Annotated in this window: 24 protein-coding genes; 21 read left to right on the top strand and 3 right to left on the bottom strand. The window is 68.2% G+C overall.

Annotated features, from left to right (window positions below):
- Nucleotides 1-32 precede the first annotated feature (32 nt).
- From VFA08_01110 to VFA08_01085, 6 genes are all read left to right on the top strand, one after another.
- A complete protein-coding gene (locus VFA08_01110) occupies nucleotides 33-560 on the top strand; it encodes a hypothetical protein (GenBank protein ID HYZ12195.1) in 528 nt (175 codons plus the stop codon).
- Nucleotides 561-583: 23 nt separating this feature from the next.
- Entirely contained in the window at nucleotides 584-1,486 is a 903-nt protein-coding gene (locus tag VFA08_01105) for a phosphatidylinositol mannoside acyltransferase (GenBank protein ID HYZ12194.1), read from the top strand.
- Entirely contained in the window at nucleotides 1,483-2,577 is a 1,095-nt protein-coding gene (locus tag VFA08_01100) for a glycosyltransferase family 4 protein (GenBank protein ID HYZ12193.1), read from the top strand. Before VFA08_01105 ends, VFA08_01100 begins: the two co-directional genes overlap by 4 nt.
- A gap of 25 nt (nucleotides 2,578-2,602) precedes the next feature.
- Nucleotides 2,603-3,160: a LemA family protein gene (locus tag VFA08_01095; protein ID HYZ12192.1), complete on the top strand. Its 558-nt coding sequence runs from the start codon at nucleotides 2,603-2,605 to the stop codon at nucleotides 3,158-3,160.
- 9 nt (nucleotides 3,161-3,169) lie between these two features.
- On the top strand, nucleotides 3,170-4,078 hold the full coding sequence (locus VFA08_01090; protein ID HYZ12191.1) for a M48 family metalloprotease: 909 nt from the start codon (nucleotides 3,170-3,172) through the stop codon (nucleotides 4,076-4,078).
- Between the two features lie 186 nt (nucleotides 4,079-4,264).
- Nucleotides 4,265-5,278: a DUF3048 domain-containing protein gene (locus VFA08_01085; GenBank protein ID HYZ12190.1), complete on the top strand. Its 1,014-nt coding sequence runs from the start codon at nucleotides 4,265-4,267 to the stop codon at nucleotides 5,276-5,278.
- On the opposite strand, the gene VFA08_01080 is transcribed toward VFA08_01085, so the two are convergent.
- On the bottom strand, nucleotides 5,265-6,656 hold the full coding sequence (locus VFA08_01080) for an alkaline phosphatase family protein (protein HYZ12189.1): 1,392 nt from the start codon (nucleotides 6,654-6,656) through the stop codon (nucleotides 5,265-5,267). The genes VFA08_01085 and VFA08_01080 overlap by 14 nt on opposite strands.
- A 196-nt stretch (nucleotides 6,657-6,852) precedes the next feature.
- On the opposite strand from VFA08_01080, the gene pdxS reads away from it, so the two are divergent.
- The 15 genes from pdxS to dtd all read left to right on the top strand — a co-directional run bounded on the left by pdxS (nucleotide 6,853) and on the right by dtd (nucleotide 20,057).
- A complete protein-coding gene (gene pdxS / locus VFA08_01075) occupies nucleotides 6,853-7,740 on the top strand; it encodes a pyridoxal 5'-phosphate synthase lyase subunit PdxS (protein ID HYZ12188.1) in 888 nt (295 codons plus the stop codon).
- Nucleotides 7,737-8,318, top strand: coding sequence for a DUF5671 domain-containing protein (locus VFA08_01070; protein HYZ12187.1), 582 nt, complete (start codon nucleotides 7,737-7,739; stop codon nucleotides 8,316-8,318). The genes pdxS and VFA08_01070 overlap by 4 nt, the downstream gene beginning before the upstream one ends.
- A 33-nt stretch (nucleotides 8,319-8,351) precedes the next feature.
- Nucleotides 8,352-8,909, top strand: coding sequence for a pyridoxal 5'-phosphate synthase glutaminase subunit PdxT (gene pdxT / locus VFA08_01065; protein HYZ12186.1), 558 nt, complete (start codon nucleotides 8,352-8,354; stop codon nucleotides 8,907-8,909).
- Between the two features lie 4 nt (nucleotides 8,910-8,913).
- Nucleotides 8,914-9,672: a YebC/PmpR family DNA-binding transcriptional regulator gene (locus VFA08_01060; protein HYZ12185.1), complete on the top strand. Its 759-nt coding sequence runs from the start codon at nucleotides 8,914-8,916 to the stop codon at nucleotides 9,670-9,672.
- A gap of 44 nt (nucleotides 9,673-9,716) precedes the next feature.
- Nucleotides 9,717-10,187 carry a pyridoxamine 5'-phosphate oxidase family protein gene (locus tag VFA08_01055; protein ID HYZ12184.1) on the top strand — a complete coding sequence of 157 codons (471 nt, stop codon included), beginning with the start codon at nucleotides 9,717-9,719 and terminating at the stop codon, nucleotides 10,185-10,187.
- A gap of 17 nt (nucleotides 10,188-10,204) precedes the next feature.
- Nucleotides 10,205-10,750, top strand: a complete 546-nt coding sequence (locus VFA08_01050; GenBank protein HYZ12183.1) for a crossover junction endodeoxyribonuclease RuvC — start codon at nucleotides 10,205-10,207, stop codon at nucleotides 10,748-10,750.
- A gap of 34 nt (nucleotides 10,751-10,784) precedes the next feature.
- Nucleotides 10,785-11,354 (top strand): Holliday junction branch migration protein RuvA, encoded by a 570-nt coding sequence (gene ruvA / locus VFA08_01045; GenBank protein ID HYZ12182.1) that lies wholly within the window; start codon nucleotides 10,785-10,787, stop codon nucleotides 11,352-11,354.
- A 44-nt stretch (nucleotides 11,355-11,398) separates the two neighbouring features.
- Nucleotides 11,399-12,418: a Holliday junction branch migration DNA helicase RuvB gene (ruvB, locus tag VFA08_01040; GenBank protein HYZ12181.1), complete on the top strand. Its 1,020-nt coding sequence runs from the start codon at nucleotides 11,399-11,401 to the stop codon at nucleotides 12,416-12,418.
- Between the two features lie 94 nt (nucleotides 12,419-12,512).
- Complete coding sequence (gene yajC / locus VFA08_01035) at nucleotides 12,513-12,884, top strand: preprotein translocase subunit YajC (protein ID HYZ12180.1); 372 nt, start codon at nucleotides 12,513-12,515, stop codon at nucleotides 12,882-12,884.
- Nucleotides 12,881-13,624: a phosphohydrolase gene (locus VFA08_01030; protein ID HYZ12179.1), complete on the top strand. Its 744-nt coding sequence runs from the start codon at nucleotides 12,881-12,883 to the stop codon at nucleotides 13,622-13,624. Before yajC ends, VFA08_01030 begins: the two co-directional genes overlap by 4 nt.
- Nucleotides 13,621-15,612: a protein translocase subunit SecD gene (gene secD / locus VFA08_01025; protein ID HYZ12178.1), complete on the top strand. Its 1,992-nt coding sequence runs from the start codon at nucleotides 13,621-13,623 to the stop codon at nucleotides 15,610-15,612. The genes VFA08_01030 and secD overlap by 4 nt, the downstream gene beginning before the upstream one ends.
- Nucleotides 15,609-16,718 carry a protein translocase subunit SecF gene (gene secF, locus VFA08_01020; GenBank protein ID HYZ12177.1) on the top strand — a complete coding sequence of 370 codons (1,110 nt, stop codon included), beginning with the start codon at nucleotides 15,609-15,611 and terminating at the stop codon, nucleotides 16,716-16,718. Before secD ends, secF begins: the two co-directional genes overlap by 4 nt.
- 2 nt (nucleotides 16,719-16,720) lie before the next feature.
- Entirely contained in the window at nucleotides 16,721-17,242 is a 522-nt protein-coding gene (locus VFA08_01015; protein ID HYZ12176.1) for an adenine phosphoribosyltransferase, read from the top strand.
- A 122-nt stretch (nucleotides 17,243-17,364) separates the two neighbouring features.
- Nucleotides 17,365-19,611: a bifunctional (p)ppGpp synthetase/guanosine-3',5'-bis(diphosphate) 3'-pyrophosphohydrolase gene (locus VFA08_01010; protein ID HYZ12175.1), complete on the top strand. Its 2,247-nt coding sequence runs from the start codon at nucleotides 17,365-17,367 to the stop codon at nucleotides 19,609-19,611.
- Nucleotides 19,611-20,057 (top strand): D-aminoacyl-tRNA deacylase, encoded by a 447-nt coding sequence (gene dtd, locus VFA08_01005; GenBank protein HYZ12174.1) that lies wholly within the window; start codon nucleotides 19,611-19,613, stop codon nucleotides 20,055-20,057. The genes VFA08_01010 and dtd overlap by 1 nt, the downstream gene beginning before the upstream one ends.
- Nucleotides 20,058-20,086: 29 nt before the next feature.
- Here dtd and VFA08_01000 read toward each other — a convergent pair whose 3' ends face one another.
- Together VFA08_01000 and VFA08_00995 are read right to left on the bottom strand one after the other, a co-directional pair.
- On the bottom strand, nucleotides 20,087-20,314 hold the full coding sequence (locus VFA08_01000; GenBank protein ID HYZ12173.1) for a hypothetical protein: 228 nt from the start codon (nucleotides 20,312-20,314) through the stop codon (nucleotides 20,087-20,089).
- A gap of 35 nt (nucleotides 20,315-20,349) precedes the next feature.
- Nucleotides 20,350-20,739, bottom strand: a complete 390-nt coding sequence (locus VFA08_00995; GenBank protein HYZ12172.1) for a DCC1-like thiol-disulfide oxidoreductase family protein — start codon at nucleotides 20,737-20,739, stop codon at nucleotides 20,350-20,352.
- Between the last annotated feature and the right edge of the window lie 14 nt (nucleotides 20,740-20,753).

Raw genomic sequence — 20,753 nt, 5'->3', positions numbered from 1 at the left:
GGAATCCTACCGATGATAGGCTCGCGCGCGTCGTGGACATGCGCGTACGCGGGCAGGTCGGCGAGCGCGCTGCCGTACTGGTGCTCTCGGCCGCCGCGATGCTCGCCGTCGTCGTCTCCGCTTGGCTGCTGATCGCTCGGGATCCCCGGGCGGCCGGGTGGGCCGCGCTCGTCGCCGGCTCGTGCCTCGTCCTCGGCGGAACGTTGCTCCGGAGCGGCGATCGACGCGCGCGAGTCGCGCTGTCGTTCTCGGACCGGGCCTTCGACGGATGCATCCTGGCCGCGCTTGCTTGGGTGACGCGGACATCGAGCCCGGCGGTGGCCGCGGGAGCGCTCGTTGCGCTCGCCGCGGGCTTCCTCGCGTCGTACATCCGCGCGAAGGGCGGCTCGCTCGGCTACGGCATCGAGGAAGGTGTCGTGACGCCGATCCTCCGCTACGGATTGCTCTCCATCGCGTTGATCTTCGGCTGGACATCGTGGGCGATCTGGGTCGTGGCAGGCGTAACGGCGCTGGCTGCGGTGGTTCGGGCGAGCCAGGTGGCGAAGGAGGAACGCGCCTGAGCGGTGACGGTGGCAAACGTGCCGTGAGAGACGAGACGTGGCGCGAGACGCTCGCGTACTGGGCGTATCGGGGGCTCGAGGTGCTGGCGATGTCGTTGCCGCCGGCCGTGGGGCGTTGGGCCTTCTCGACCGTCGGCGGCATCGCGCACGCAAGGCTCGACGGCGTTCGCGCGACGGTTGCCGCGAACCAAGCGCGCGCCCTCGGGCTGGACGTCGACGAAGTGCGCGTGAAGATCTCGACGCGCGAGGCCTTCGATCTGTACGCGCGGTATTGGTACGACTCGTTCCGCGTTCGGGTGGCGACGCCCGAGGAGGTCAACGCGCGCACTCGGGTCGCGGAGATCCGCCACATCGACGAGGCGCTCGAGCTGGGGAACGGCGTCGTGTGCGTCCTGCCGCACATGGGGAACTGGGACGTCGCCGGCCACTGGCTGGCCCTGAACGGCTACCGCATCGCGTCGGTGGCCGAGGAGCTTCGGCCACGGCGACTATCGGACCTGTTCCTGAGACATCGGGAGGAGCTCGGCATGCGCATCGTTCCGTTGTCGAAGAACGGGCACGTCGGGGCGCAGCTGAAGCAACTGCTCGCCGACAACTGGTTGGTCGCGCTCGTGGCCGATCGCGATCTCACGGGGCGCGGCGTGGAGGTCGAGATGTTCGGCGCGCCGTGGCGAGTCCCGGCAGGTCCGGCGGTGCTGTCGCTCGCGACCGGCGCGCCGCTGCTGGTCTGTCCCGTCTACACGCTCGACGAGGGCTGGGAGATCAGGATCGGTTCCCCGATCGAGATCGACCGGACGCGTGATACGCGGCAGGACGTGCGCGCGCTGTCGCAGGCGATGGCCGCCGAGTTCGAGCGCGCGATCTCGGCGAAGCCGGCCGACTGGCACATGTTCCAGCCGGGGTGGAACGGCGCGCGAACGCCGTGAGGGTCCTCCTCGCGTGCCCCTACGATTGGGGCGCGCCCGGCGGTGTGCAGGTCCACGTTCGCGAGCTGGCCGCGGCGCTGCGTTCGCGTGGACACCAAACACTGGTTCTGACGCCCGGCCGGACCAGCGCCTCGGGGAAGGAAGTCCACATCGTGGGCAGACCGATCCGCGTTCCCTACGGCGGCAAGGTTGCCCCGATCTGCTTCTCGCGCGCGTCCTGGCGACGGATCCGGCGCTTGGTGGACGTGTTCGAACCCGACGTCGTGCACGCCCACGAGCCATTCTCGCCGAGCACATCGATGCTGACGGTCCTGGCGTCGAGCGCGCCCGCGGTCGCTACCTTCCACGCCTTCCACGAGCGATCGAGGCTGCTCGCGGTCGCAGCGCCGTTCCTTCGCTCGGTCGCCCGTAAGCTGGGCGCATCGATCGCCGTGTCCGAAGCGGCTGCCGAGTTCGTGGCGCCCGTCATCGACGGCAGTATCGAGGTCGTTCCCAACGGCATCGATGTCGATCGCTGGTCGCGGGCCGAGCCCGCAGGCGATCTGCCGGCCGGCCGCCGGCTCCTGTGGGCCAGCCGCCTCGATCCGCAGAAGGGATTCGATGTCGCCGTCCGCGCGTTCGCACGTCTGGCGACGGAGTTCGACGATCTCGTCTTCGTGGTCGCCGGGGAGGGACGCGGCCGCGACGCCCTCGAACTTCTGTCCCCCGCGATCCGCGCGCGCGTTGACATGCTTGGCGCGGTTCAAAACGTCGAACTGCCGCGCTACCACGTCGCGTGCGACGTCTTCGTCGCACCCGCGACGGGCCACGAGAGCTTCGGCATCGTGCTGGTCGAGGCGCTCGCTGCGGGACTGCCCGTGGTGGCCTCGGACATTCCCGGGTACCGCGAGGTGATCCACGATGGCATCGATGGGTTGCTCACACCTCCGTCCGACCACGAAGCGGTCGCGTCGGCGATCGCGCGTGTATTGCGCGAGTCGACGCTCGCCCGAGAGCTGTCGAGTGCCGGACGCGAGCGCGCACGCGAGTTTTCCTGGGACGTCGTGACGCCCCGGATCGAGGCGGTCTACGAACGGACGAGTAGGCCGTGAGCAAGCGGTTGCTACTATCGCCCGCGTGCCGGCCTGGGGGTGGGTCGTCGTCGCGGTCCTCATTATCGCGCTCGTCGCGGCCGTGCTCATCTACAACCGCCTCGTCGCCCTGCGGAACCGTGTCGACAACGGCTGGTCCCAGATCGACGTGCAGCTCCGTCGCCGGTATGACCTGATCCCGAACCTCGTGCGGACGGTCCAGGGGTACGCGGCTCACGAGCGCGGGCTGTTCGAAAGCGTGACGGAGGCGCGCGCGCGGGCGATCGACGCCTCGGCCGTCGCGGATCAGGCCGATGCAGAGAACAAGATCACCCAGGGCCTCCGCAAGCTGATGGCGGTCGCGGAGGCGTATCCCGATCTGAAGGCCAACCAGGCGTTCCTCGCGCTCCAGGAGGAACTGACCGGCACCGAGTCGAAGATCGCCTACGCGCGTCAGTTCTACAACGATCAGGTCATGCGGCTGAACACGCTGATCAGCTCCTTCCCGAGCAGCGTCATCGCGGGCACGTTCGGGTTCCGCGAGCGCGAGTTCTTCGACATCGAGGACCCGGCGCGCGCACCGGCCACGGTCGAGTTCTCGTAGCGGCGCCGCGTGTACGAGCAGATCGCCTCGAATCGCAGGCGAACGTGGCTGTTGATCGCGGGCGCGGTGATCCTGCTCGGTGCGGTCGGCTACGCGCTCGGCCTGATCTGGCAGTCGGGGCCCGCGGGACTGGTGATCGCGCTCGTCGTGGCGATCGGGCTCTCCATCGGCTCGTACGCCTACGGGGACCGCGTCGTCCTCGCCTCGACGCGTGCGCGACCGGTCACCCCCGACGAGCAGCCGCGCCTGCACAACATCGTCGAGGGTCTTTCCATCGCGGCCGGGATCCCGAAGCCGCGTGTGTACGTCGTGCCCGAGGTCGCGCCGAACGCGTTCGCCACGGGGAGAGATCCGGAGCACGCGTCGATCGCCGTCACCGACGGGCTGTTGAAGACGATGAGCCGTGTGGAGCTCGAGGGCGTGGTCGGCCACGAGCTCGCCCACGTCGTCGACCGCGACATCTTGGTCGGCACCGTCGTCGCGACGCTCGCGGGCGCGGTCATCCTGCTCTCCGAGTTCTTCACTCGGTCGTGGTGGTGGGGCGGGTTCCGGGGGAGGCGGGGAGGCGATCGCGGTGGCGGCGGGGCCGAGGCGATCATCTTCGCCGTCGGCATCGTGTTGCTGATCCTCGCGCCGATCTTCGCGCAGATCATCCGGTTCTCGGTCTCGCGACAGCGCGAGTACCTGGCCGACGCGCAGGGCGCGCTCCTCACGCGCTACCCGCCCGGTCTGGCCAGCGCCCTCCGCAAGATCGGCGCGGCGAGCGGGATCCGCATGCACTCGGCCAACAACGCGACCGCGCATCTGTGGCTGAACCAGCCATCCAGAGTGGAGGGCGAACGGGTGGGCTCGCTCGAGCGGTTGTTCAGTACTCATCCTCCGATCGAGGAACGGATCCGGCGCCTGGAGGAGATGTGACGATCCGGCAAAGGACGAGCCGGGTCGTTGAGGGCGCGCCGGCCGACCGCTAGCATCGCGCGGCCGAACTCGCCGCCCGCGCGCGGTGAGTCCTGATGTACGAAGGAGATCTGGATGCGTGCCCGCCCATCCGGACGGCGGTCCCGAACGCGCCGGTTCACCCGACGCGCGAAAGCATTCGCGCTCGTGGCCGTCGTCGTTACCGGCGCCACCGTCGGATACTTCACGCTCTTCCCGGGCCGGGCACCGGCGTTCGTCCGCGACGCGTTCTCCTCGATGGGCCTGGCCGATCCGCCGACGTGTCCCCTGACGGGGGTCGACGCGCCGCGGGGAGCCGTCCCGGAGCGCCCGACACTGGCCATCAAGGTCGAGAACTCGCCGGAATCGCGGCCGCAGGCGTCCCTGAACGACGCCGACATCGTCGTCGAGGAGCCCGTCGAGGGCGGATACACCCGGTTCATCGCGATCTTCCAGTGCGGCCGTTCCGACCGCGTCGGGCCGGTCCGAAGCGGGCGGATGACGGATCCGGCATACCTGCGGCAGTTCGGCGACGTCGTCTTCGGGTACGCGGGCGGCGTCTCGGCGGTCAAGGCAGCCGTCGCCCGCGCCGGGCTCGTCGACGTGAACTACATCGTCGCCGCTGATGCGTATACCCGTGACGCGAGCCGGTCCGCGCCACACAACCTGTTCACGACGACGGCGGTGCTGTGGCGCGCCGCGGACAAGACGGGCGACGCCCCGTCGCCGGTGTTCGGGTACTCCGACGCGTGGGACGGCAAGGCCCGTCGCGCCAGAACCGTTCACCTACCCTACTCAAGCGTCTCCGACGTCTACTGGTCGTGGAGCCGGCGTGACGACACGTGGCTGCGCTCGCACGGCACGACTCCGCACACGCTCGAGGACGGCTCCCAGGTCGCGGCGACCAACGTGGTGATCCAGGTCGTCGAGGTCACCGACAGCCGGATCATCGACGCCGCCGGAAACGCGTCGCCGGACGTCGAGCAGACCGGGTCCGGTCGGGCCTACGTCCTTCGAGACGGCAGGATGATCGCCGGAAGCTGGGAGCGCGAGTCGCTCGGCGACGTGACGCGCTTCCTCACCCGCGACGGAGCCGAGATCACGCTCGCGCCGGGACGGACGTGGGTGCAACTGGTGCCATCGACCGTTTCGGTCGAGCGCGTAACCCCTACGGGTACCTGATCGCCGGCGCCTCCGGGTCCAGGTTCTCCGGCCACCCCGGGAAATCGGACGGCCACTCGTAGAACCGCCCGGTAGCGCGGACGTGCGGCCGGGGGTCGGGCCGCCGAGGCGGTTTCGAGAAATCGAAGACGTGCTCGAAGTCGTGCGAGCGGCGGATCCTCGGTGAGAGAAGCGGAAGCCCCCAGTTCTCCGCGATGAACCGCAGCGGCGCAGAGAACTCGGCGAACGCATCGTCGACGTACCCCCGCCTCGCGTACGGCGAGATCACGAGCATCGGAACACGGAAACCGAGATCCACCTCGTCGATCTGCGGCGGCTCGACGTGGTCGTACAGGCCTCCCCACTCGTCCCAGGTGATGAAGATCGCCGTGCTCTCCCACATCTCGCTCCGCATGATCGCGTTGACGACGTCGGTCACCCAGTTGTGCGCGTGCTTCGTGCTGAACGGCGGATGATCCGACAACTGGAAGCGGGGCGTTACCCATGTGACCGACGGCAACGAGCTCGCCTCGACGTCGCGAAGCAGGTCGTCCACCGGCCAGATGTGCTCGTCCCAGAGCTCGTTGTTGCCGTAGACGTCCTCGATCGCCGAGTACGCCTGCCAGATGTAGCCGGCCTCGTACGGATCGGCCGAGTACGACGCCCAATCGATGTCCCTCCGGGAGAGCTGTTCGCCGACGGTTTCGAACCGGAAGCAGCTGCCGTGCTTGGTGATGCCGCCATCGTCGCCGCGCACGAGCACGTAGACGTCTTCGCCGAACGCGTCGCACCCCCAGCTCTTGAAGACGCGGCCGTCATTGAGGGTTCGGGTACGGATGTTCTCGGGGTTGTCGATCGCGCCGCCCGCCTGCCCGGCGATGAAGAACAGGTGGTTCGGGTACGACGGTCCGGCCACCGAAGCGAACACGTTGTCGCAGAGGACGAACTCGTCGGCCCACCCGAAGTAGTTCGGAACGTCGGCCCGGTCGAACTGCGAATACGCGAAGTACCGGCCGTACTCGCCGAAGGCGAACCCGTCCATCCCACCGTCGTTGAAGGCGATCTCCCACGAGGCGAGGTCGTGAGGGAGGTCGCCGGGGAGCCACTCGGGGCACTGGATGAGCGGCACCTGGACGCCGGAGCGCATCCCGGTGCTCGTCCCTCGGGCGCCGGGAAAACGGCCGAACAGGTTGTCGAAGCTGCGGTTCTCGAGCATCACGTAGACGACATGCTTGATCGGCCACCGCGTGTCGACGCTCGCAGGGGTCGCGCCGAACGATGGCCTCGGCGTTGGGCTCGTCGACAGGCGATCCCCGATGCACGATGTGAGGAACACGCCGGCGGCCGCCGCCGCCGACCGGGACATGAAGTCCCGGCGCGTCAGGCGTCGCGGATACACGAGCGTGGGTGTGTGCGTCGGCGGGTCAGCACGCGCGGAGGATAAGTGGTCTCGTCGTGGTGGGGGCTACGACTGCCGTCCAACTGGCCCGTGAGACCGTCCGGACCTCGGCGGTACACTCGGTGAGCAGCGCGTTCTTCCGGTCCGGTCAGGTTCGGAGAGAACGGCCTCGACCCGTTCGAAGGAGGGGAGTGGCGTGGATCGCGAGATCGGCACCTTCCGCGTGAAGTCCGGCTTGGCAGAAATGCTCAAGGGTGGCGTCATCATGGACGTCACGACTGCCGAGCAGGCCAAGATCGCCGAGGACGCCGGCGCCGTCGCCGTCATGGCGCTCGAGCGTGTCCCCGCCGACATCCGCGCGGAGGGAGGCGTCGCTCGCATGGCCGACGCCACCAAGGTCGACGAGATCATGCAGGCCGTCTCGATCCCGGTTATGGCCAAGGCGCGGATCGGTCACTTCGTCGAGGCGCAGATCTTGCAGGCGCTCGGCGTCGACTACATCGACGAGTCCGAGGTCCTCACCCCGGCCGACGAGGAGCATCACATCGACAAGTGGGCGTTCACGGTGCCGTTCGTGTGCGGCGCACGGAACCTGGGGGAGGCGCTGCGGCGGATCGCCGAAGGCGCGGCGATGATCCGCACGAAGGGCGAGGCGGGGACGGGAAACGTGGTGGAGGCCGTTCGTCATCAACGGACGATCCTTCGCGAGATCGGAGCGCTCGCTCAGCTGCGGCCCGAGCAGTACGTGTCGGCGGCCAAGGAGCTCGGCTCGCCCGTCGATCTCGTTCGGATGGTGGCCGAGGCGGGGACGTTGCCGGTCGTGAACTTCGCCGCCGGCGGATTGGCCACCCCGGCCGACGCCGCGCTCATGATGCAGCTGGGCGTCGACGGTGTGTTCGTGGGATCGGGCATCTTCAAGTCTTCCGATCCCGCGCCACGTGCCCGTGCGATCGTCGAGGCGACCACGCACTTCCAGGATCCCGACGTGCTGGCGAAGGTCTCGCACGGACTCGGCGAGCCCATGCACGGGATCGACATCGCGGAGCTCGGCGAGGAGGGCCTGCTCCAGACGCGCGGCTGGTGACGCCGACGGGCACACAACTACTCCCGCCGAGTCCCGACGCCGCTCCTCGGTTCACCGGTCGGGCTGCCTACGTCATCTCGCAGCTCTACTACTACCTCGTGGCGATCGTCGCGTTCGGCTTCGTGATCGGCGGAACGATCGTGTCGATGATCGCCCTTCGAGGTCTCGTTCTCCCGGATCCGGGAACCGAGACCAGCGACTCCGTGCGAGGGTTTCTCCAGGGTCTGGCGTTCGCGGTTCCCGCGTTCGTTGCCGCGTGGTGGCATCTCGTCCAGGCGAGGCGGCGGCAAGGCCTCGGCGTTCATGGCGAATTCTGGGGGCGATCGCTCTACTTCCACGGCGTGGCGTTCATGGCGTACGGCGTCACGCTCGGCGGCGTGATCGCCACGCTGTTCTCGCTCGTCGAAGCGGCGTTCGCGCCCGACTGTCCGGCCCAGCCGTCCGACGTTCTCTTTGACTCTTGCACCAGCGCCAGCGATGCGCTCCGCGCGGCTCTCAACGCGGGCATCGTGGTCGTTGTGGCCGGCGCCGTCTGGTGGTGGCACCTCCGCCAGGGCCGCCGCCCGGTGTCCGCCTAGCGCGACCTGGCGGCTCCTTATCATGGAGGCGTCATGAAGGCCGGAGTGCTCGCTTTGCAGGGAGACTTCAGGGAGCACGCGCGCGTGTTCGCCGAGCTCGGCGCGTCGCCCGTCGAGGTTCGAACCCCCGAAGACCTGTCGCGTGTCGACGCGTTGGCGATCCCCGGCGGTGAGTCCACGACGATCTCGAAGCTCGCGCGCAGCGCGGAACTGGTGGGACCCATCGTCGAACGGGCCTCCGAGGGCATGCCGATCCTGGGAACGTGCGCGGGGATGATCGTCATGGCCAAGCGTGTGATCGGACTCGAGCCGCTGCTGGGCTTGGTGGACGTAACCGTTCGCCGGAACGCGTACGGGCGTCAGGTCGATTCGTTCGAGGCCGACGTCGACGTCGAGGGCGTCGATCACCAGGTTCGTGGGGTCTTCATCCGCGCGCCGGTGGTCGAGGACGTCGGAGCCGACGTCCGCACCATCGCGTCGTTGGACGGGCGGCCTGTCGTGTTGGAGCAGGGTTCGTTGATCGTCGCCTCGTTCCATCCCGAGCTCGTCGGCGAGACGCGACTGCACGAGTACCTGTTGGGGAAGGTGTAGCCGCGTGTCCGGTCATTCCAAGTGGAGCACGATCAAGCGGCGCAAGGGCGCACAGGACGCCAAACGGAGCAACGAGTTCGCCAAGCTGCTGCGGGCGGTCGAGGTCGCGGCGCGCGAGGGCGGGAGCGGTGACCCGAAGGCGAACATGACGCTCGCGTCGGCGATCGAAAAGGCCCGGGACGGTTCAGTGCCGGTCGACAACATCGAGCGGGCGATCAAGCGGGGAACCGGCGAGCTCGCGGGCGGGGCCAGGTACGAGGAGGTCACGTACGAGGGGTACGGTCCGGGCGGCGTAGCGCTGTTCGTGGAAACGCTGACCGACAACCGGAACAGGACCGCGCAGGACGTTCGGCACGCCTTCACGCGGAACAACGGGAACCTCGGCGAGACGGGGAGCACGGCGTGGATGTTCCAGCGCCGCGGCGTGATCCAGATCGAGAAGGAGTCGGCGCCGGACGAGGAGAAGCTGCTCGAGATCGCGCTCGATGCCGGGGCGGAAGACATGCGCGACGAGGAGAGCACGTGGGAGATCACGACGGAGCCGGCAGCGTTCGCCGCGGTTCGTGACGCGATCTCGGCCGCGGGGATCGGGATGCTCTCCGCCGAGCTGACGATGGTTCCGCAGAACACCGTGCCGGTCGAAGGCGGCCACGCTCGCCAGGTGCTCGCGCTCCTCGAGGGGCTCGAGGAGCTGGACGACGTCCAGAACGTGTACGCGAACTTCGACATCCCCGAGTCGGTCATGGCGGAGCTCTCCGGCTAAGCGGCGTTGACTGCGCCGGTGCGCGGGCCGATCCTCGTTTCCTCTTGAGGTGGGGTGCGTTCGCCGAGGTTCGCCCAGATCTGGCGCGCGCGGGACGGGAGCTGCTCTATCAATACGGGGTTGGCCTGGCGTTCCTCGCCACCGTCCGCTCCGACGGCGGCCCCAGACTCCATCCGATGTGTCCGCTCATCACCGATGACGACCTGCTCGCGTTCATCGTGCCGTCGCCGAAGCGAGACGATCTGCATCGAGATCCGCGATTCGCGATGCACTCGTTCCCGGCCGATGAGAACGAGGACGCGTTTCTCGTCCGAGGAGTGGCGGAGCCGGTCAACGACGCCCCCAGGTTTGATGCGCTGACTCGTCAGTTCGCGGCGGAGCGTCGACTCGAGGCGACACCGGCCGAGGTGGCAACGTGGGAGCTCTTCTCCTTCGATATCTCGTGGGTCCTGTTGACACGGACCACGAGGCACGGCGACCCGGCGCCGCGCCACCAGATCTGGCGGGAAACCTAGCTCCCCAGCCGCCAGGGGTGCTTGAACCGCTCCGTGTCGTCCTGGACACTGAACAGGTGTTCGACTCCATCGTCCTCGGCGTCGATCCCGGCGTTTCCGCGATGGGCCTCGCCACAGTTCGACGGCGCGATCGTGGTTGGGAACTGCTGGCGTGTCTGACGGTACGCACCCCGGCGAAGCTCGCCGAAGCTCACCGCTTGCGTTTGATCCATGAGGCCGTCGTGGGGGCGATCGCCGTCCATCGGCCCGGCGCGGTCGCCGTGGAACGGCTGGCATGGAACAAGAACCAGGTGAGTGCGCTCGGGGTCGCGCGCGCGACCGGCGTCGTGTTGCTCGCCGCGTCGCAGGCGGGGATCCCGGTGGAGGAGTACGGGCCTCTCGAGGTGAAGATGGCCGTCACGGGGCAGGGGAACGCCGACAAGACGCGCGTTCGCGAAGCGCTGAGGAGGGTGCACGGGCTCGACGACGTTCCGGACGAACCGGACGCCGCCGATGCGGTCGCCGTCGCGCTGTGTCACCTCGCGCAGTCGCGTCTGCGGCGCATGGAAAGGTTGGCCACGTGACGAGGGGAGCTGACGCTGTGCAGGGGGTCCCGATGTGATCGGGTTCCTCCGAGGCGAGGTGGCCGAGAAGCTCGGCGGACGCCTCGTACTGGATGTCGGGGGGGTCGGCTACGACGTCCACGTGTCGGCGTCGACGCTGGCCAACCTGCCGCCCGTCGGCAGGGCAGCGAAGCTCCACACCCGGATGGTCCTCCGCGACGATGCCATGACGTTGTTCGGGTTCGCCACCGGGGACGAACGCGAGCTGTTCGACCTGCTCGTCACGGTGACGGGAGTGGGGCCGAAGGTCGCGCTGTCGTTCCTGTCGGTGCTGTCGCCGGACGCCCTTCGGCGAGCCGTTCGCGCGGGCGACGTCGCCGCGCTGACGATCGTTCCCGGCGTCGGCAAGAAGGTCGCCCAACGCGTCGTCCTCGACCTCAAGGACAAGCTCGGCGGCGACGTCGTCCTGCTCGAAGGTCCGCTCGCGGACGTGCGGGAGGCGCTCCTGTCGCTCGGACTCTCGCCGCAGGAGGCAACCGAGGCCATGCGCGCGATCGACGGCAACGATGACCGCCCCGTCGAAGAGCTGCTCCGGGTCGCGTTGCAACACGTGGGACGGGGATGAGCGACGACGACCGCACCATCCGGCAGGCTGTTCAAGGGACGGGCGTGACCGACGAGGCCCGGATGGTCGACGTGACCCTCGGTGACGAGGAACGCGAGCTCGACGCCGCGTTGCGCCCACGGCGGCTCGACGAGTTCGTCGGGCAGGAGCGGGTCAAGGAGCAGCTGTCCCTCCTCGTCGACGGCGCACGTGCCCGCCGGGAGACGATCGATCACGTGTTGTTCTCGGGGCCCCCCGGGCTGGGCAAGACGACGCTCGCCGGCATCCTCGCCAACGAGCTCGGCGTCGGGTTCCGCCCCACGTCGGGACCGGCGCTCGATCGGCCCGGCGACCTCGCGGCGATCCTCACCAACCTCGAGGAGGGGGACGTCCTGTTCGTCGACGAGATCCACCGGATGCCCCGCGCGGTGGAGGAGGTGCTCTACCCCGCGCTCGAGGACTTCCAGCTCGACGTCGTCCTCGGCAAGGGGCCGAGCGCGCGCAGCATCCGCCTTGACCTGCCGAGGTTCACGCTCGTCGGCGCCACGACGCGTCCCGGCCGGATCACGCTCCCGCTGCGGGAGCGGTTCGGGTTCTCGCCCCGCCTCGACTACTACTCCGTTGACGATCTCACGCGCGTCGTTCGGCGCTCGGCCGGGATCCTTGCCGTCGCCGTTGATCTCGACGGCGCCGACGAGATCGCCCGGCGCTCCCGGGGAACGCCTCGCGTCGCCAACCGCCTGCTTCGGCGCGTCCGCGACTTCGCCGAGGTCCGTCACGACGGCGGCGTCACGGGCGACGTCGCTCGCGCCGGCCTCGAGCTGTTCGAGGTCGACGAGCGGGGACTCGACAAGCTCGACTTGGCGATCCTGTCGACGGTGGTCGAGAAGTTCGGCGGCGGTCCGGTGGGCCTGTCGACGCTCGCTGCCGCCGTCGGAGAGGAGACCGACACCGTCGAGGACGTCTACGAGCCGTACCTGCTCCAACTCGGGTTCCTCAAGCGCACACCTCGGGGTCGCGTCGCCACGGAGCGAGCGGTGCGCCACCTGGGCGTCACAGTCGAGGGCGTCCTGCCGCTCGGCTAACCCCCCGCTACCTGCGAGAACGGCCTGGGCGGGAGACTCGGTTCGCGCGGATAGTCTGTATGCTGCCTGGTCGATCCCGGGAGGCACCGCGCAAATGATCCTCGGCGTTCTCGCCCAAAACGGCGAACAGACGAGCAATCCGCTGGCCGCGTTCGCGCTCCCGTTACTTCTCCTGGTGGGGTTCTACTTCCTGCTCATCCGCCCGCAGCGCAACCGGCAAAAGGCGCAACAGGCGCTGGTCGCCGCCCTCGAGGTCGGCGACGAGGTTCTGACGACGGGCGGCATCTTCGGCACGATCGTCGAGATCGACGACGACGAGGGCATTCTCACGGTCGAGATCGCGCCGGGCACGCGCGTCCGAATCTTGCGTCAGGGGATCGCGCAGCGCTTCGTGGAGGAAGGCGAAGGGCTCGACGACGAAGGGGAGAGCGGATCGGCCGACGAGGAGGCCGACCGGAAGCCGTGAGCTCGGAGCCGGCACCCGTCTCTGCCGAGCCGGCCCCAATCCCCGGGCCGACGCCGCCGGCTGCTCCGGCCATCGAGCCCGAACCGCTCACGCTCGACGAGGTTAAGGACGACCCCGAGCTGTCGAACTTCATCTCCGCGGCCGACCGCGTCATGGAGGGTCTCGGCTATACGGAGCACGGGTTCCGGCACGCCAACCTCACCGCGCGGATCGCCTACAACGTCATGTCGCGGGTCGGGTTCGACGAGCACTTGGCCAACCTCGCGTGCGTCGCCGGCTACCTCCACGACGTGGGCAACATGATCTCGCGCGAGGTGCACGGACAGACGGGTGGCCTCCTCGTGTACCACGCTCTCCGCGCGAGAGCATCCGCGGCCGACCTCGCGCTCGTCGTCGCCGCCGTTGCGAACCACGAGGAGGTCAACGGCGCCGAGGTCTCGCCGGTGTCGGCCGCGGTGATCCTGGCCGACAAGTCGGACGTCCACCGAAGCCGGGTCCGTAAGCATGGGCAGATCGAGTTCGACATCCACGATCGCGTGAACTACGCGGCGGAGCAGTCGTTCCTGCGCGTCGACTCGGCCGCCAAGACGGCGACGCTCGAGCTCACGATCGACACCACGATCAGCCCGGTCTTGGAGTACTTCGAGATCTTCCTCGGTCGCATGCAGATGTGTCGCAGGGCGGCCGAGGTCCTCGACTGCAGGTTCAAGCTCACCATCAACGGGGCCGAGATCGCATGAAGCGACGGGGGCGTGCGTTGTGGGTTTCGATCGCCTTCGTTGCCGCGCTCGTCGGCGGATCGATCGCCGCCTTCAGCACGGGGACACGGCCGATCCTCGGGCTCGACCTGCAGGGCGGCGTGTCGGTGATCCTGTCCGCGCCCGAGGGCACCCCGACCGACGTGATGGACAGGGCCCTGGAGAACATCCGGAACCGGATCGACGCGTTCGGAACGGCCGAGCCGCTGCTGTTCGTCACCGGCACGACGATCGAGGTTCAGATCCCCGGTCTCGCCCGCGGCACGATCGAGGAGGAACGGCGCCCGCGATCGTGTTTGCTCGATCCAGATGACGTGAGCTTCGGGTGCTTCGTCGAACGTGCCGACGCCGAGGCGCAACTTGAGGCCGCCAGCGTGGAACCGGTGGTGGCGTCGGCCTGCCTCACCGGCGATGTGTTCGCCGAGGGCGACTCGCCGTGCTTCGGGTCCGAACAGGAGGCCGATGACGCGATCGAGGCAATGTCGGTGCGCAAGCGCGAGGACCGTTTCTGCCTCACGGACACGGGGCTTGCCGACGAGCCGTGCTTCGGGTCACGCGAAGGCGCCACCGCGGCGCTCGACACCATCGCCGTCGACGTTTCCCAGACGTTCTGCCTTCAGGGCCGCGGTGACGAGCCGCTCCGCTACGACCTCGGTCCGGCGTGCTACTCCACCGAGGAGGCTGCTACGGACTCGCTCGCAAGCCTCACGGTTGGCGACGTTAACACGCGGTTCTGCGTGGTCAGCTCGGCCGGGCAGCAGCTCGGTTGCTTCCTGTCGCGAGAGGATGCCGAGGCGCGCCTCCAGGAGACGGGCCAGGAGCGCCTGTTGCAGGTCATCGGCCAGACGGCGCGTCTGGAGTTCCGGGAGGTGATCGCGGAGATCCCGCTCGGGACGCCCGAGTTCGACGCGACACCAGTCGACTGCGCGACGCCCGAGGAGCGAGAGAGCGCCGAGTGCTCGTTCGAGGCGCTGCGCGACGCGGAGGTCGTGTTCGAGGACCCCGCCGAACGAGCGAAGTACCGGCTCGGACCGGTCGAGCTGACAGGTGACGCGATCGACAGCGCGGACGCCGTGTTCAACTCCACCGGCGCGGTAGGGCAGGGGTGGACGATCGACTTCACACTCACGCCGGAGGGGCGCGGTGCGTTCGCCGACGCAACCACGCGACTGTCCGCGAGCAACGATCAGTTGGCCATCGTGGTAGACCGCGAGGTCATCTCGGCGCCGACCGTCGACGAACCGATCACGGGCGGGTCCGGGATCATCAGTGGCAACTTCACCGAGAACCGGGCGAAGGACCTCGCCACGCAATTGAACGCGGGCGCGCTCCCTGTGGAGCTCACGACGGAGCAGGTCCTCACCGTCAGCCCGACGCTCGGCGAGGAGTCGCTTCAGCAGGGAATCGTGGCCGGCGTCGCGGGCCTCATCCTGCTCGCGCTGTACTTGTTGTTCTATTACCGGATCCTGGCCGTCGTAGCGTGGGTCGGCATGACGATCTGGGCGATCCTCGCGCTCGCGTTGATCGCGTTCGCCGGACGAACGGTCGGCTACGCACTCACGCTCGCCGGAGTGGCGGGATTGGTCATCTCGCTGGGCGTGACGGCCGACTCGTACATCGTGTTCTTCGAGCGCTTCAAGGACGAGGTGCACGCTGGCAAGTCTCCGCGCTCGGCAGTGCAGCCCGCTTTCAAGAAAGCGTTCCGAACGATCATCGCCGCCGACATCGTGACGGCGCTTGCCGCCATCGTCCTGTACCTCACCGCGATCAGCTCGGTCCGCGGGTTTGCACTCACGCTCGGCGTGTCCGTCCTGCTCGACCTGTTCGTCGTCTACTTGTTCAAGCGGCCGGCGGTGTTCTTGCTCGCGCGGAGCGACCGCCTGGTCCGCATGCGCTGGATCGGCGTGCGAAGCGGCCTCGTCGCGGAGTCCGAGCCGACGCCCGAGCTGGCGGGAGCGGCAGCGCGATGAGCCTCGCCGCCACCTTCCAGGCCTTCCGCGGGCAGCGAACCCCGAACTTCCGGATCGTCCAGCGACGGCGGACGTGGTTCCTGTTCTCGGGAGCTGTGGTGGCGCTCGCGCTCGTCGGCCTGTTCGCCCGTGGACTCAACTACTCGATCGACTTCACCGGCGGCAGCATCATCCAGTTCCCTACCGAGTCCGGCGTGACCGTCGAGGAGATCCGCGACCTCCTGGCGCAAGAGCCGTTCGATCGGGGGGACGCCGAGATCCAGGTCGTCGGAGGCAACCGTGTGTCGATCCGGACGACGGCGCTCACCGACCTGTCCGCGGAGGAGCGTACCCAGCTGACCGAGGCGCTCGCCGAGCAGGCGGCCGTCGCGCCCGAGGACGTCAGCATCCAGGTGGTCGGTCCGACGTGGGGAGCGCAGATCACTCGTCAGGCGGTGATCGGCCTCGCCGTCGTCCTCGTGGCGATCAGCATCTACGTGTCGCTTCGGTTCGAGTGGAAGATGGCGCTCGCCGCGATCGCCGCCATGGTCCACGATGTCGTGATCACGGCCGGCGTGTATGCGTTGACCGGGCGGCAGGTGTCGCCGCCCACCGTCATCGCCATCCTCACGATCCTCGGGTTCTCGCTCTATGACTCCGTCGTGATCTACGACAAGGTGAAGGAGAACACAGAGTCGCCCGGGTATCTGGCCAAGGACACGTACGAGGGCGTGGCGAACCTGTCGATGAACCAGGTGCTGATGCGTTCGGTCAACACGTCCCTCGTGGTCGTGCTGCCGATCCTTTCGCTGCTGCTGTTCGGCGGCGAGACGCTGAAGGACTTCGCGTTCGCCATGCTGGTGGGCGTGATCACCGGCGCGTACTCGTCGATCTTCGTGGCGGTTCCCATTCTGGTGATCCTCAAGGAGCGAGAGCCCCGTTATCGGCAGCACCGTGCCCGACTGGAGCGACGGACCGGCGAACGGCCGTTGCGGGCGCTCGAGGCGCCCCCGCCGGAGGAGCCTTCCACCGAACCCGCCGCGGTCGGCGCCCCGACCCGCACGACGCCGGTCCGCCCGCGCCCGAAGACCCGGCGGAAGCCCCCGGCCAAACGGAGGCGAAGATAGCCATGGACCTGGAACGGGTGAAAGCGCTCGTGCGCGACGTGCCCGACTTCCCGCAGGAAGGCATCGTCTTCAAGGACATCACGCCGCTGCTCGCCGATCCCATCGCGTTCTCGACCGTCATCGACCTCATCGTCGTGCACTTCGGTCGTGGCAACGTCGACAAGGTGGTGGGAATCGAGGCGCGCGGCTTCATCCTGGCGTCGCCGGTGGCGTACCACTTCGGCGCTGGGTTCGTGCCGGTGAGGAAGAAGGACAAGCTCCCCTGGGAGACCGAGTCGGCCGACTACGCGCTCGAGTACGGCACGGCGACACTGGAAGTCCACCGCGACGCGGTCACGCCGGGGGAGCGGGTCCTGATCGTTGACGACGTGCTCGCCACGGGCGGCACGGCCGCGGCGACGGCGCAGCTCGTCGAGCGGATCGGCGGAAAGGTGATCGGGATCGCCTGCCTCATCGAGCTTGGGTTCCTGAACGGCCGCGACAAGCTGGAGGGCCACGACCTCTTCTCGTTGATCACCTACTAGCTCCCGCTCGCTCTGCGGGGGGCTACGTTCGCTCGGGAGCTCGCTCACTTCTTGAGCCCCCGCACCCCCCAGACGCGCGGACCTCCGGGCTTACACTGAGATGGAAGGAGGCGGCGCGCGTCGTGGAGGGCACGGAGCAGGTCAGGACGGAACGTCGGAGCCGGTTGCTCTCGCGCCTTCGTCCGGGCGAGCCGGAAACGCCTCCAAGTGGCATCGAGGCGCTTCTTCGTACGGTCAAGTCTTACAACCCCAAGGCAGATCTCAAGGAGATCGCGCGCGCCTACCGCTTCGCCGACGAGCACCACGCCGGTCAGACCCGGCTGTCCGGCGAGGACTTCATCGAGCACCCCCTGTCGGTCGCTCGCATCCTTGCTGATCTCGGTCTGGACACCACGACGCTGGCGGCCGCGCTCCTTCACGACGTGGTCGAAGACACCGACGTCACGCTGGGCCAGTTGGAGGATGAGTTCGGGAACGAGGTCGCCCGGATCGTGGACGGGCTGACCAAGCTCGAATCGATCAGCTTCCGCAGCCGGGAGCAGGAACAGGCCGAGAACGTCCGGAAGATGGTCGTGGCGATGGCGGGTGACATCCGCGTGTTGCTCATAAAGCTCGCCGACCGACTGCACAACATGCGAACGCTCTCACCCCTCCAGATCGACAAGCAGCGCAGGATCTCGACGGAGACACTCGACATCTACGCCCCGCTGGCCCACCGGCTCGGCGTGCAGCAGATCAAGTGGGAGCTCGAGGACCTGTCGTTCAAGACGCTTCACCCCGGCCCGTACCGAGAGATCGCGAGCCTCGTCGAGAGGCGCCGGAGCGAACGCCAGCAGTACATCGACGGAGTATTGGAGGCGGCGCGTTCGCGGCTGCGTGAGGCCGGCATCAAGTCGGATGTCGATGGGCGCACGAAGCACCTGTACTCCATCTACGAGAAGATGGTGATCGGCGGCAAGGAGTTCAACGAGATCTACGACCTTGCGGGACTCCGCGTCTTGGTCGACAACCTTCGTGATTGCTACGGCGCGCTCGGCGCCGTCCACTCGTTGTGGAAGCCGGTCCCGGGTCGGTTCAAGGACTACGTCGCGATGCCCAAGGCGAACATGTACCAGTCACTGCACACGACGGTTGTCGGGCCGCAGGGGCGTCCGATCGAGGTGCAGATCAGGACGAAGGAGATGCACCGGACCGCGGAGTACGGCATCGCCGCGCACTGGCGTTACAAGGAGACCCGCGATGGAAAGAAGACGCGGGACTCCGCCGAGCTCGCCTGGCTCGGGCAGATGCTCGAGTGGCTGAAGGACATGGCCGACCCGCGCGAGTTCATGGAAGGACTGCGGATCGATCTCTACGGCGGCCAGGTCTTCTGCTTCACGCCGAAGGGCGACGTGGTGAACCTCGTGGCGGGCGGGACGCCGGTCGACTTCGCGTACGCGATCCACACGGAAGTTGGTCACCGCACGATCGGCGCCAAGGTGAACGGCAAGCTCGTGCCGCTCGACTACGAGCTCCGGACCGGGGACACCGTGGAGATCCTGACGTCCAAGGCGCAGGGAGAGGGTCCGTCGCAGGACTGGCTGCGGTTCGTCAAGTCGCCGAGGGCCCGCTCGAAGATCCGTCAGTGGTTCAGCCGCGAGCGTCGGGAGGACGCGCTCGAAGAGGGGCGAGATGCGCTTCAGCGCTTGATGCGCCGGCAAAACGTCCCCTTCAAGCGACTGGCGACCGACGAAGCGCTCCAGGAGCTCGCTGACGAGATGAAGTTCCCGAATCTCGATTCGCTGTTCCTCGCCGTCGGTCAGGGACACGTCTCGCCGCAGTCGATCGTGGCGCGACTCACGCGCCTGGTGCAGGAGACGACGGACGAAGATGTCAGCGAGGTCCCGCTGGCGCGACCGGTGCGGATCGAGCAGGACGTGACGTCGGGTGTGGTCGTTCCGGGATCGGCGGACGTGTGGGTGCGGCTGGCGAGGTGCTGCACGCCGGTACCGGGGGACGACATCATGGGGTTCATCACCAAGGGGCAGGGGGTGAGCGTCCACCGCCTCGAGTGTCCGAACGCGAAGGCGCTCTCGTCGCAGTCCGAACGGCTCATCGACGTGTCGTGGCGCGCCGGGAAGTCGACGTCGTTCGTCGTGGCGATCCAGGTGGAGGCGCTCGACCGCACGCGGCTGCTGTCGGACGTGGCGACCGCTTTGTCCGATCACCACGTGAACATCCTGTCGGCGACGTCCGCCGTGGCACGAGACCGGACGACGATCCTGCGGTTCACGTTCGAGCTCGCCGACATCACGCACCTGGCCGGCATCCTCACGGCAGTAAAGAAGGTGGAGAACGTGTACGACGCGTTCCGCGTCGTACCGCGCTAGTGCGTCTCCTGCTTCAACGGGTCCGGCGCGCGTCCGTCACCGTGCGCGGAACGCCGGTCGCCCAGATCGGAACGGGGTTCCTGCTGCTCGTGGGCATCGGCAAGGACGACGACTCCGTCGACTACGACCGGCTCGCGGACAAGGTGTTCCACCTTCGAGTGTTCGAGGACGAGCTGGGCAAGATGAACCGTTCGCTCTCCGACGTGGGCGGCGAGATCCTGGTCGTGCCGCAGTTCACGCTGTTCGGCGACGTCCGAAAAGGGCGGCGGCCGTCGTGGGACGCAGCCGCGCCGCCCGAGACCGCCGAGGATCGCGTCGAGGAGTTCGCTCAGGCGCTCGAGGCTCGAGGCGCGACGGTGAAGCGCGGTGCGTTCCGCGAGCACATGGAGGTCGAGCTGGTGAACGACGGACCCGTCACCTTGTGGATCGACTCGGAGGCGCTGTAGTCATGGCTCGACGGATCGGGCCGCGCCGGCTAGCCGAGCGTGAACACGAACACGACGAAGGCGATCACTCCGACGACGACGCCGACGACGATCAGAGCCGCCAACATGAACGTCCCGATACCGGGGTCGCGCCTCAGCGAGCCCTTGAGGTTCTGCCGGCGTCGCCAGCGCTCGATCGAGTTCGTCCACGTGCTCCAGCGCTGGTCCCCGTGAAGCTCCCGGACGATGTCGCGGTCGGCGTCGGATCCATCGGTCATGCGGACATGGTAAGCAACCAGAACCCGACCCCGATTCACGTCGCGATCCGGGACGGGTCGACCGAGCACGCCTTCGCACCGATCAGTCGGCCGAGCGCTCCGCGGTGTCGCACCACCAGTCCGTACGCGAGCTCCGTGAGACCGGGGAACAGCTCGGCGACGTACGCGATCGGTCGACCGCCCGGGAGCATCCGCGCGAGTGGCGCCACGGCGGCCGCGCCGGAGCGAACCTCGCCGTCGGTCGTCGCGAGGTGCCACGAGGCCATTCGCCGAGCCGGCTCCATGCCCGCGAGCGACTCCTCGGCATCGGGCCCCTGAATCGGCAGGGCACGTATCGAGCCGCGACGATCCCACCTCAGGATCTTCGCCGTGATCCAGCGGCAGAACCCGCAGTCGTCGTCGTACAGGAGCGTCGCGCGGTCCACGTTCTCAGCGTACG

Source organism: Actinomycetota bacterium, from assembly GCA_035640355.1.
Classification (GTDB): Bacteria; Actinomycetota; UBA4738; order UBA4738; family HRBIN12; genus CALGFI01.
The sequence above is the reverse complement of the archived record's forward strand: the minus strand, read 5'-3'. Positions and strand labels throughout refer to the sequence as shown.